Source organism: Flavobacterium chungangensis (assembly GCF_042654045.1).
GTDB lineage: Bacteria > Bacteroidota > Bacteroidia > Flavobacteriales > Flavobacteriaceae > Flavobacterium > Flavobacterium chungangensis.
Window position 1 is genome coordinate 117,024 of record NZ_JBHSFY010000015.1, and the last position, 12,292, is coordinate 129,315.

General features: G+C 33.3%; 11 protein-coding genes. 2 read left to right on the plus strand and 9 right to left on the minus strand.

Annotation, left to right across the window (positions count from 1 at the left end; genetic code table 11):
* Positions 1-60: 60 nt before the first annotated feature.
* From ACFO3N_RS20540 to ACFO3N_RS20550, 3 genes are all read right to left on the minus strand, one after another.
* Positions 61-567: an acetolactate synthase small subunit gene (locus ACFO3N_RS20540; RefSeq protein WP_379800783.1), complete on the minus strand. Its 507-nt coding sequence runs from the start codon at positions 565-567 to the stop codon at positions 61-63.
* Between the two features lie 410 nt (positions 568-977).
* Entirely contained in the window at positions 978-2,003 is a 1,026-nt protein-coding gene (locus ACFO3N_RS20545; RefSeq protein ID WP_095930100.1) for an NAD(P)-dependent alcohol dehydrogenase, read from the minus strand.
* Positions 2,004-2,222: 219 nt separating this feature from the next.
* Positions 2,223-2,825 carry a murein L,D-transpeptidase catalytic domain-containing protein gene (locus ACFO3N_RS20550; RefSeq protein WP_379800784.1) on the minus strand — a complete coding sequence of 201 codons (603 nt, stop codon included), beginning with the start codon at positions 2,823-2,825 and terminating at the stop codon, positions 2,223-2,225.
* Between the two features lie 664 nt (positions 2,826-3,489).
* Here ACFO3N_RS20550 and ACFO3N_RS20555 point away from each other — a divergent pair.
* Positions 3,490-4,701: a M24 family metallopeptidase gene (locus ACFO3N_RS20555; RefSeq protein ID WP_379800785.1), complete on the plus strand. Its 1,212-nt coding sequence runs from the start codon at positions 3,490-3,492 to the stop codon at positions 4,699-4,701.
* A 133-nt stretch (positions 4,702-4,834) separates the two neighbouring features.
* Here ACFO3N_RS20555 and ACFO3N_RS20560 read toward each other — a convergent pair whose 3' ends face one another.
* The 3 genes from ACFO3N_RS20560 to ACFO3N_RS20570 are packed head-to-tail and all read right to left on the minus strand — an operon-like array spanning position 4,835 to position 8,501.
* A complete protein-coding gene (locus ACFO3N_RS20560; protein ID WP_379800786.1) occupies positions 4,835-6,994 on the minus strand; it encodes a S9 family peptidase in 2,160 nt (719 codons plus the stop codon).
* Position 6,995: 1 nt separating this feature from the next.
* Entirely contained in the window at positions 6,996-8,294 is a 1,299-nt protein-coding gene (locus tag ACFO3N_RS20565; RefSeq protein WP_379800787.1) for an aminopeptidase P N-terminal domain-containing protein, read from the minus strand.
* Positions 8,295-8,297: 3 nt separating this feature from the next.
* Positions 8,298-8,501: a hypothetical protein gene (locus ACFO3N_RS20570; protein ID WP_379800788.1), complete on the minus strand. Its 204-nt coding sequence runs from the start codon at positions 8,499-8,501 to the stop codon at positions 8,298-8,300.
* Positions 8,502-8,775: 274 nt separating this feature from the next.
* Here ACFO3N_RS20570 and bioB point away from each other — a divergent pair, with 274 nt between their 5' ends.
* The gene (gene bioB, locus ACFO3N_RS20575) at positions 8,776-9,765 is read left to right on the plus strand and encodes a biotin synthase BioB (protein WP_320495004.1); all 990 of its coding nucleotides are present in this window, start codon (positions 8,776-8,778) and stop codon (positions 9,763-9,765) included.
* Positions 9,766-9,924: 159 nt separating this feature from the next.
* Here the strand turns inward: bioB and ACFO3N_RS20580 are convergent, their stop codons facing one another.
* The 3 genes from ACFO3N_RS20580 to ACFO3N_RS20590 all read right to left on the minus strand — a co-directional run bounded on the left by ACFO3N_RS20580 (position 9,925) and on the right by ACFO3N_RS20590 (position 12,281).
* Positions 9,925-10,584, minus strand: a complete 660-nt coding sequence (locus ACFO3N_RS20580) for a hypothetical protein (RefSeq protein ID WP_379800789.1) — start codon at positions 10,582-10,584, stop codon at positions 9,925-9,927.
* 173 nt (positions 10,585-10,757) lie between these two features.
* Positions 10,758-11,474 (minus strand): hypothetical protein, encoded by a 717-nt coding sequence (locus tag ACFO3N_RS20585; RefSeq protein ID WP_379800790.1) that lies wholly within the window; start codon positions 11,472-11,474, stop codon positions 10,758-10,760.
* 12 nt (positions 11,475-11,486) lie between these two features.
* Positions 11,487-12,281, minus strand: coding sequence for a hypothetical protein (locus tag ACFO3N_RS20590; RefSeq protein WP_379800791.1), 795 nt, complete (start codon positions 12,279-12,281; stop codon positions 11,487-11,489).
* Positions 12,282-12,292: the final 11 nt, after the last annotated feature.

Consider the following 12,292-nt stretch of genomic DNA (forward strand, 5'->3'; position numbering starts at 1 on the left):
AACTTAGACTATTAAAAGTAAGAAATATAGCAGAATAACAACTTGTTTATGTTGCTTTTTTTAAATTTCCACACAAAAACCTTCACTAGATTTCAAAAGGGCTATTCTAGAACTCATTACAAATTCAATTAATCCAAATCCTTTTAATTTTTCAGTCAATTGCTTCATTTCTTCATCTCTTCCCACAGTTTGAAGTATAACATACTCTCTTTCAATTTCAGAAACTTTGAGATCGTTTTCACGAAGCAAACTTTCCATATTCGCATTCGTCATCAATACTTCTGTTGCCATTTTAAACAATACCATCTGCTTAGAAACAATTTCATCATTTGAAGAATAATAACATTTAAAAACTTCTATAATCTTCTCTATCTGTGCCGCTAAATTTATAACTGTATCTAAACTTTCATTTACTACAAGGGTATGTCTGTACATATTCTCTATTTCGCAAATAGAGATATTAAGACTCAAAATAGCTATTTGCTTTCTTAAAAATAGGCTAGATAATTTAGTGATTAATCGTATCTGATCTTCAGAGTAGATCGTTAGAGTAAATTCGTTTTTCATTTTAAATTTTTATTTGTACTTCTTTTTTGAATGGGTTACTGAGAAATAAAAAAGCCTTTCACATTTGACTGAGAAAGGCTTTATGAATAGACAATAGAATCCTAACTCGTCATGGAATACGAATAATGATAATTGAAATAATAATGCTATTCTGAATTGAATTTTTCATAATTGCTGTAAACAAAAAAACCTCCCGTTGCGGGGAGGTTTTCTAAATTGTATCTTTTACTTATTTATATAACATCCCTGCACCACTATCTAATGATAATCGCGATAATTGCAGTAATGTTAATTGTGTTTTTCATTTGTTTGATTTGATGAGCAAATATATCGATATTTTTTAATCTGCAAACATTATTATCACAAACAAAAAAATCCGTCTCTATGTAACGGATTTTTTGCTTTGAATTTTAAGGTATTAAAACGGCTCTACCTTTTATTTTTCCTTGTCGCATTCTTTCGTATACCTCGTTTGCATCGTCTAGTTTATGCTTTTCAATTTCTATATGAATTTTCTTTTGCCTTGCCAAACCTACAACTTCCATCAGTTCTGTTCTTGATCCCCAGTACGGATTGGTCATACTCACACCAAATGGCAATCCGTTCATACTGTACTGATAATGTCCTCCACCAAGCCCCACAATGGTAAGATCTCCATCAAGACTCACTATTTTTGTTCCTAAATCTATTGTAGAAGTTGCTCCAACAAAATCAAGTACTACTTTTGCTTTCTTGATTCCTGTAATTTTCTGAATCTGCTCTGCGGCATCAGCATCTTTAGAATTAATTGTAAAAGCTGCACCTAATTCTTTTGCGAAAGCCAATTTATCTTCGGTAACATCGCAAGCAATAATTTCTGCTCCGCTTATTTCTCTTAATATCTGTAACGCAACGTGGCCTAGTCCCCCAACTCCGATTACCACAACATATTCGTCGGCCATTAATTTAGGAAGCGAACGTTTTATAGCAGAATAAGGTGTAAGTGCCGCATCTGTCAATGGAGCAGCAATAACAGGATCTAAGTCAAATATTGGTACTAAAAGTCTAGAAGAAGGCACCAGCATGTATTCTGACATTCCGCCGTCTAATCCCAATCCGCCGCCATATGCTTGCTCAGATTGATGATCACAATAATTTTCTTTTGATTGCTGACAAGGTTTGCAATGACCACAACCCCACGGACCATAAACTAAAACGGCATCACCTTTTTTATATCCTTCTACATTTTCGCCAATTTCTTCGATCCATCCAGCATTTTCGTGTCCTAGAGTAAAAACTGTTCCCACAACAGTTCCCTCGTCTATAATATGCAGGTCTGAGTGACAAACACCAGCACCGCCAATTTTTAATAAAACTTCATCACCTTTAGGAACCGGTTTTTCAAGATCATTAACAACGCGGACATCTTTGTGCCCAAAAAAACGTACTGCTTTCATAAAATAAACTTTTGATTACTATTCTACTAATTTACGACTTGTATTTCCTATCTACTTTACTAAACGAGTTAAGTTTATCCTAATTTATTGCTAATAATGGGGTTTGAGAGGAAATGTCCCAGTTTTGGAACAAGGGAAGAATTGATTAAATTTTAGATTAATGGCATAAAAAAAGAGAGCCAACGCTCTCTTTTTTATTTATATTATAATGTCTTTTATTTAGTAATAAACAGACAATAAGATTTTAGAATTTGTACTTTCTATATATTTTGAAAGTCTAGTTAAGAATTCTTGACTAACCATTGGACAACCGTGGCTATTGATGATATAGTATTCTTTTTCATCAGATGGAACTTCTTTGTAAGAATGCAATACAATAGCACGTTTCATGGCATTATTATTGGTTTCGTCTAATCCAGCAAGTCTGAAAGCTTTTCCGAATATTCCTTTATATGGTTTTTCTACTGAGTATCTTCCTAGCGAAGTGCAGTTAGATTCTGGAGAATTACTAAATTGTAAAATATCTCCTTTTATTCCAGTTTCAGAACCTTTTCCATGGGCTACTAAACCTTGATCCAAAATTTGATTGTTTTCTAGATCGTAAACAAAGAAACGATTTCTTCCTGATTTGATTTTCATATCAACAAGAAAAGCAATTTTATTGCTATACTTATGATTTGACGCTGCAAAAGATTTAATCTCATTTACATGCTCATTGAGCCTTGCAAATTCGACTTCGTTTAAAATTTCATCTTCGTCCCACATACTTAATGAGGTAAACGAGCTTAAGGAAAATAGCAGTGCCAATAAAAATACTCTCATATCCGGCAAATGTTAAGTTAATAGTTATGACTTGGGGTCAATTGTTAATTTTCAGTTGCAAAATTATACACAAATCTTATACAATTCCCATATCATAAGTTAAAGATATTATAAATATCTGAAAACAACAACATTAAATGTTAATTTTCGATTAAAATACCTGATTTAATGTTGAAACGCCACATCTAGTGTTAATATTATTTCTTTTCTGACTTTTATTTTTTTCTTTATTAATAATAGTCCAATAAAATAATTACTTCCAAGTAAAAAAACTCACTTGATAAAAATTATCAGAACCCTAAAAGCAATAATAACTTAAACTTATTTGCCCGCTTTATAATAGCTTTAGGATATAATTCAGTCAGCCTTTGTTACAAATTTGATGATGTTTCTTAAAGTTCAGGTAGCTGCAGCAAAATAATTCAAACAAAAAAAGAGAAACGCAGTAATAAAGGTTTTTGGATTCATTTTAATCTTGTTATTTTGAGTTTTTAAAAGTAAGTGTACGAAGTATAAACTGATACTATATTACCTCGAAAATATAATATTTTAACTAGTTTGCATCAACATAGGACTAAATCAAAATAATACTTTTAATTTTATTGAAAAAAATGAACTCTTCCAGAGTTTAACCCATTTAAATAATAACTAAAAAATAAAAAAAATGACAATTGGAGTTGGCGGATCAACTATAGATATCGAATTAGGGAAAATACAAAATATGACACTAGATGTCGTGCCAATCGCTTTATCGGAGTACCAACAGCGTGTAAAAAAAGCAGCTGTTTTAATGAAAGAGCATAATTGTAAAGCATTATATGTGAATGCTGGAACTAATCTGTATTATTTTACAGGAACAAAATGGAATGCTTCTGAACGTATGGTTGGCGCAATCATTTTTGAAGACGAAAGTATTGAATATATTGTTCCGAAATTTGAAGAAGGCACTTTCAAGACTTTTATGAAAGTTGAAGGAAACTTAAATTTCTGGGAAGAACACGAAAGTCCATATGAGTTATTTGGAAATATCCTGAAAAGTAAAAACATCATTGATGGTATTATTTCGCTAGACGAATCGGCTTCTTTTTTTCTTATTGATGGAGTTTCAAAAGCAAATTCGAACTTTAGTTTTGTAAATGCACAACCTATAACGGCAGGTTGCAGAATGCATAAATCGGCTAATGAAATTGCTATTATTCAAAAAGCAAAAAACATTACAATGACGGTTCAAAAAGCAGCAGCGAGTATTTTATATCCCGGAATTGAAGTAAGCACCGTTGTCGATTTTATACACAAAGCGCACATTAAAGCTGGTATTGCATCTGGCTCTTATTTTTGTATTGTTCTATTTGGAGAAGATTCGCAATATCCGCATGGTGTTACGGCTCCTCAGAATTTAGTGGACAATGATGTTGTGTTGATTGATACTGGATGCCGTTTAGAAGGTTATTTGTCTGACATTACTAGAACCTATGTTTACGGAACTCCAAATGAAGAACACAGAAAAATCTGGAACCTTGAAAAAGCAACTCAAAAAGCAGCCTTTGATGCCGCGCAAATTGGAGCTACATGTGGTTCAGTTGATGATGCCGCGCGAAAAGTTTTAGCGCAAGCGGGATTAAGCGGTGATTATGAAATTCCAGGCTTGCCACATCGCGTTGGACACGGCACAGGATTGGACATTCATGAATATCCTTATTTGGTTAGAGGCAATCAAACCGTTTTAAAAGAAGGAATGGTAGTGAGTAACGAACCTATGATTTGTGTGCCTGGACAATTTGGTATTCGTCATGAAGATCATTTTTATATGACTGCGGATGGCCCGAAATGGTTTACTGAACCAATGCAAAGTATTGATAATCCTTTTGGATTATAGGTTTAAAATATTATCATACTTTAACTAAAAAAAAATCAAATTTTAAGATTCCAAATTCCTATATTTTCTACTGCATAAAAAAGGAGAATTTCAAATGAATGAAATTCTCCTTTTTTTATATGCCTATTATTTTCTATTTTGCTCCTGGCGGACAATTTTTTTCTATGTATCGAATAAAAGTATCGGTTAAATGTTTCACTGTTCCTTCTCCTTCAGAAATATCATGAGAACGATTTGGATAAATCATTAAATCGAACATTTTATCATACTTAACCAATTCATTTATTAAAACCTCAGCATTTTTGTAATGCACATTATCATCGCCTGTTCCATGAATATACAATAAATTTCCTTTTAGATTTTTTGCATGAGTAACCGGCGAAGCTTTACTGTAAGTGGCTTCATTTCCTTCTGGCAATCCCATGTAACGTTCTGTATAGATGTTATCATAAAAATGCTGGTCTGTTACCGCTGCAATCGCGATTCCGGTTTTGTATATATCTGGATATTGAAACATTAAATTTAAAGTTACAGCACCACCGCCACTCCAGCCGTGAATGGCTACACGATTAGAATCAATAAAATTCCATTTTAAAACTTCTTTAGCAGCCATTGCCTGATCGCGAGTATTGATAATTCCAATATTTTTATAAATAGATTTTCTCCATTCTGTTCCTTTCATTGCAGGAGTTCCTCTATTATCCATCGCAATTCCGATGTATCCTTTTGGAATTAATTTCGCAATAAAATAATTAAAATAAGGCTCATCGTTTGCTACTGAAGCCATCGGCTCTCCATATACATAAAAGAACACAGGATATTTTTTTGAAGGATCAAAATCTAATGGTTTTGCCATAATTCCATCAATATCAATACCGTCGCTAGTTTTTACTTTAAATTTTTCTAACGAATAATTAAGTTTCGGATTAGCAAAAACATCTGCTTCTTTCGGCAATATTTTTTTATGCCCTGAAAGCGCCACTAATCTTGTGTTGAAGTCTCTCTTAATGTTTGAGTTTGTGTGTTTAGCATATGATGCATCTGTCGAAAAAACGTAAGCATTTGTACCTTCAAAAACATCTGGAGTTACTCTTTTTGTTTTCTTTGAACTTAAATTTGTTTCATACAAATAACGCTGCGTAGCATCTGTTGGACTTGCAATAAAATATATTGTTTTTGTCTTTTCATTGTAAGCTTTAAAATAAGCGTCAAAGTTAGTTTTGGTTATCAATTCTTTTGATTTTCCGTCAAGGCTTATTTTATAAATATGCATCCAACCGTCGGCATCAGAACTCCATAAAAAGGATTTTCCGTTATCTACAAACTGGCAAGGAAAAGTATCATATTCGCCCGCAGAAATATCAAAAACATCAATCCACGAATTCGATTCTTCTTTGTAAATAACTCTAGCAGATCCCGATTTTGCATTGCAATCATACATGGTAACTTGGTTCTGATTTCGGTTTAACTGAATCACCATAACAGACTCGTTGCTAAGCCATTTCATACGAACTAAATAATTATTATCAGGTTCTCCTGGAATGTTTAACCAATTGGTTTGCAACGAATCAATATTTACAATTCCGATTTTTACCGAAGACGGTTTTTCTCCTGCCTTTGGATATTCAACTGGAACAATAACTGGATAAAGCGAATCGGTATTATTGATCATGAAATGAAATTTGGTAGAAGTAGCATCTACTCTCCAAAAAGCAATACTTTTTCCGTCTGGGCTCCATCTGAATCCGTCACGCGCAGCCAATTCTTCTTCATAAACCCAATCAAAAGTTCCGTTGATAGTTTTATCTGTACCGTCTGTTGTTAAAGGAGTTATTTTCCCTGTATTTAGATTTTCCACATAAATATTATGTTTGGAAACATAGGCAACATTTTCATTATCGCTCGAAAATTTAGCAAACATTAAGGAAGATGCATCAAGGTTTTTACCTAATTGTTTTCCTTTTCCTGTAGTCAAATCAAAAAACCAATAATCGCCTTTGGTATTTTCTCTCCATACTTTTTTTGAATTGGTATAGACCAAAACTTTTGTTTTTGAGTCATTCCAAACCAACTTCTCGATCTCTCCCGTAAATCCTGCCGCAGCCAATTGCGATTTAGACAAAATTGTGATTTGCTTATCTAATTTATCAACATCATAAACCACCACGCTATTATCTTTGTTTACCCAAAACGAATGAGAATTTGGTAGCCAATTTAGATCGTTAATATCAATATCCTGCTGTGCAAAAACAGATGTACATACAAACAGAAAAAACAACAAACACTTTTTCATCTTACTTTTTATTTTTAATTAAATTTTCAATTTCTGCAATTTCAATCGGCATGGCTTCACTCAAATTAATGTTTCCGTTTTCTGTTATCAGATAATCATTTTCTAAACGACAGCCTATTCCTTCTTCTCTAATGTAAATTCCTGGTTCGCAAGTCAGCACCATTCCTTTTTCAAAAGCTCTAGAATACAATCCAACATCGTGAACATCCAAACCTAAATGATGTGCCGTTCCATGCATAAAATATTTCTTGTACGCAGGTTTTTCTGGATCTTGATTTTTTATTTCGTCTTCTGTAATCAAACCTAATTTAACCAATTCTGTTTCAATTAATTTTGCCATTTGAAGTTCGTAGTCTTTCGATAAAACTCCAGGTTTCAATAATTTTGAACCTTCTTTCAAGCAATGTAAAACCGATTCGTAAATCTCTTTTTGTCTCGCGCTAAAAGTTCCGTTAACCGGAATGCATCTTGTTGTATCTGAATTATAGTTGGCATAACAGCTTCCAAAATCAAGTAGTACCATGTGGTTTTCTTTACATACCTCATCATTGGAATTATAATGAAGTGAGCACGCATTTGCGCCAGATGCTATAATTGATTTGAATGCTTGTCTTGTTCCGCCATTTTTAATGGTAGCGTACAGCAATTCGGCTTCCAATTCGTATTCTTTTATATTGGGGCGGATCGCACCTAAAACTCTATGAAAACCTTCAACGCTAAGTGCTGTTGCTTTTTTGATTAAATCGATTTCTTCGTCTGATTTAACTGGACGTAATTCGCGAGTTATTTTTGCCACACGCTCGTATTGATGCAATGGATATTTTTCCTTGCACCATTTAATCATTCTGTCTTGTCTGGTTTCCATTTCAGCAGTGACCCTTTTGATATGCTCGTTATGCCCTAAATAAAAAGTATCGGCCTCAAAAGCAAAAAGCTGTAGAGTCTTTTCAAACTCATGAATCCATTTGATATTCTGTATTCCAGAAATTGCCGTAGCTTGTTCTTTGGTTAAAAAATTACCATCCCAAATCAGCGTATGTTCATTTGCTTCTTTTACAAAAAGTATGGCTTTGTTTTCTTCTTTAAAAGCATCTGGATAAAGTACTAGAATGGTTTCGTCTTGATCAATTCCAGACAGATAAAACAAATCATTGTTTTGTGAAAAGCCCATAACATCATCTGCGTTATTTGGCATTACGTCGTTTGAAGTTAAAATAGTCAAACTATTCGGCTTCATTTTTTCGGTAAATCTTTTTCGGTTTTCTACAAACAAAGAAACCGGAATCGCATTGTATCTCATATTTTATATTTGGAATCTGTAAATAGCTACAGAAGCAGGTTTACCAGAAATAATCTCTATCACGATTTTTCCTGTCGCCGGTGCCAGACTTAATCCCATCATGGCATGTCCTGTTGCTAAGGTCAAATTTACGATTTTTTTATCTCTGGCAATAATTGGCATACCTGTTGGCGTACACTTTTGCCCAGCCTTGTATACTTGGAACAAAAGTTTAAAGAACTAAAACAGATTTGTCCTTTGCAATACAGAAAGCTTAATCTGTAAAATTTATTCTCGTGGTTCGTACTGCTGTTATTAGACCTTTTTTAATAATATATCGACGATATATTTAGTTTTTTGGTAAAGAATTAAGCACCGCGATTCTAAATACGTTTAACTTGTTATTACAAACCGGACTACTCAAAATATAAAAAGTGGTACATTTTGATGATACAGTAAAACAATACTTTTGGCTAAAAATCATAAAGCATCAAAAGAAAAAATGAACGGACAAATAAGAAACGACTGGAGCAGAGAAGAAATTCAAGCTATATACGATAAACCTTTATTAGAATTAGTTTACGAGGCTGCAACTGTACACCGCAATTGGCATAAACCTTCAGAAATACAGGTTTGCACTTTACTTTCTGTAAAAACAGGCGGCTGTCCTGAAGATTGTTCTTACTGTGGACAAGCTGCACGTTACCATACCGATATTAAAGTTCAAGCTTTATTGCCAACCGAAAAAGTATTGGAGCACGCACAAAAAGCAAAAGATGGTGGTTCATCTCGTTTTTGTATGGCTGCCGCTTGGCGTGAAGTTCGTGATAACAAAGATTTTGATCGTGTTATTGAAATGGTAAAAGGCGTTAACGATCTCGGACTCGAAGTTTGCTGTACGCTAGGAATGCTTACCGAAGAACAAGCTATACGTCTGCAAGAAGCGGGTTTGTATGCTTATAATCATAATTTGGACACTTCTGAAAGTTATTATGACGAAATCATCAGTACACGTAAGTTTGATCAGCGTCTTGATACTATTAATAATGTCAGAAAAGCAGGAATCACAGTTTGTTCTGGTGGAATAATCGGTTTAGGAGAAACTCCTGCAGATCGCGTTTCTATGCTGGCAACTTTGGCTACTATGCCCGTTCATCCAGAATCTGTTCCTGTAAATGCTTTGGCAAGAGTAAAAGGAACACCTTTAGAAAACAACCCAAAAGTGCCTCTTTGGGATATGGTTCGAATGATCGCCACTGCTCGTATCATTATGCCTGCCGCTGTTGTACGCTTAAGTGCCGGACGCATCGAAATGACCGAAGAAGAACAAGCTTGGTGTTTTATGGCTGGCGCCAATTCTATTTTTACAGGAGAACGCGAAACGCTATTGGTAACACCAAACCCAGGACTTTCTGAAGACATGCAGATGTTTCAAAATCTTGGACTTAAACCTTTGGTGAAAGAGAATAAAAGTGCTTGTTCTGTAGTTTAAAAAGCTGATATATTTCTAATATAAAAAAATGCGCAAAAGTCTTAAAAGAGACATTTGCGTATCTTTTTCAATTCAGTTTTGGAACTCTTCGAGGGGCAAGAATATTTTCAAATCTCCTCTAGTTCTAGAAAATTTACTATTCAACTATATCTATTCGCATTATTTAATTCTTTCTGCGATAAATTCTTCTGCAATTATATAGGGCTGACAAAGATTAAAATCGTTTGGGCTAACATCTTCATTACCAAATATTAGAATTTTAACATTTGATTTATCTTTATAACCTTTCTTTTCACCAATAACTTCATTTTTTATTTGAAAATCCATATCATGCTTTTTACAAACTTGCATTATAGAGTTACCTAGAGACTTAGGTATCGCAATTTTTCGCTTTGAATATTTTTGGTAGAATTCTTCATTATTCCATAAGTATTCATTTACAGTAATCCAATTTCCAGTCTCTTTTTCCAGAATATTACTTATTTCACCTATAAATTCATTTACGTTCAAAGGTTTACCTTGGATTTCACATTCGATTATGTTTTCATGAAAAATTAGCAATAATGGATGATGCTCCAAGATTTTCATCTTTACATAAGGCAAAGTTAAACTCCAAAAGAATCCGTCGAATTTTTCTGTTTTTAAACAAGTAATTTTCCATTCTTCATATTCAATAGGAATGTCATAGCTGTTCTGATTAATTGAAAATATCATTTCTAAAGTGTGATCTGAAGTTTGAAACCTGTAAGATTCAAGTTTTAAATCGCAATCATTATAAAACTTTTTATCGTTGGTTTTTTTTAGAAGTTGTTCTATCATAAAATTATTTTTTTAGTAATTAATACTTTTCCATAAAGTATTCTTCATTAGTGCTACGCAATGCCGAAAGCATTTGGGACTCACTTTTCGCCACTTCTTTTTAAAAATGGATACATGACATCTAAGTATTTTGTACTCATCATCTCATGTGAAGCATTCGTATTTTTCTTTCACTAGTGGGACGTTTGTGCTAGCTTTCCATTGTCGCCATCCTTTTTTAATCTATCAATTTGATAATTAATATCTCCAATTATTGTGATTGATTTTTCATAAGATGAAAATTTTTGAAAAAATGCTCCTGCGATAGTTACTACCTCATTATTCGATTTGTAAGGCACATCTAAATTGTTTATATTATATAAATCAAAAATATAAGGAAGAAATTTTACTCCCTTATATTTTTCAACAATTGATTGATATACTTTCAGAAAAACTTCTTCATATTCTCCAACAGGTGAAACAACTATATTCTCAATAGCCCAAGTTTTTCGTTTGCCAAAAACAGGATGAGAAATTTCCTTAAGATGGATATTTTCTAAGACTTCAATAGTAAAATAATTCCCTATCAAGCTTTTATAAAAATGTAATTCTGTCCTACTCTCAAAAGTGTTGTTTAATCTTATAACTCCAGAGAAATTAGGAACTAATCCTGCGGTTGTCTCAGATATCTCATGAAAATCTAATTTTAACTTTTCCAAAAGCCCAATATTCCATTCTTTTTCATCGTTTTTCTTAATTATTTCATTCAATGCAACTATTCCTGAATACGAAAAATAATTTTCATCTTCTCTTGTTAGCCCTATTGGATAATATTTCTTAATACAATTACTTATCTCTGAAAAGCTATCAGAAAGATCATCAATGCTAATGTTTAAAAATTTGTCATTCATAAGAAAAAGATTTTATTTACAATAAATAGCTGTTGAAGAAGGAACACCCGAACATGTTCCAGTAATAATAGAAACGCCTGAATTCAAACCTACTGAATAATTTAAATTGGCAGTTAAAAACTCCAATGTTAGTTCTCGAAGCTTCCATGGAGTTGGATTTATAATTCCTGAAGTATTATTTAAATAAGTCATCAATTCATTCATCGTATTTGCCCAAGCAGTGTTGAATTGGACAGAAGATTGTGCTAATTTCATATTATAATTGGGAATTGTTACACAGACTGTTGGTAAATTTGTAAATACTTTATCTCCACTAGGACTAGATGCTGAAAACCCAAGTCCTGATATGTTTGCAACATAGGCGTTACCTACCGCTTTGAAATTGTATGTTCCACATAATCTGTTTTTATTTATAAGAATATAGTAATCGGCTAAAGCAGATTCTGGAATGGAACTCTCCCCAATATATTGTCCATTTTCGCTATAATGCGAATAATGTGCCATTCGCTGTAACTTTATAGCTTCTACATCTCCTGAACCATCACAAGGATAAGGCAAGATATTAGTACTTTTTGTAACCTTTTCGCCGACATAAATAACCTCTAAAATCTTCGGACCGTTACTAATTATTCGCCAAACGTCTTGAGTTAGCCATACAGTTTGTGTATATGTTGCGTCGCACAAAGGTATTTTGCTTGTAATATCCGATGGAACATAAAACAAATTTATTGCTTCTGTCAAAATATCCAACTCATTCTTTCCAGAAATGTTTTTCGCGTTACCGTTTATAACTCCAATTGAACCCAAATTTTCCCCTT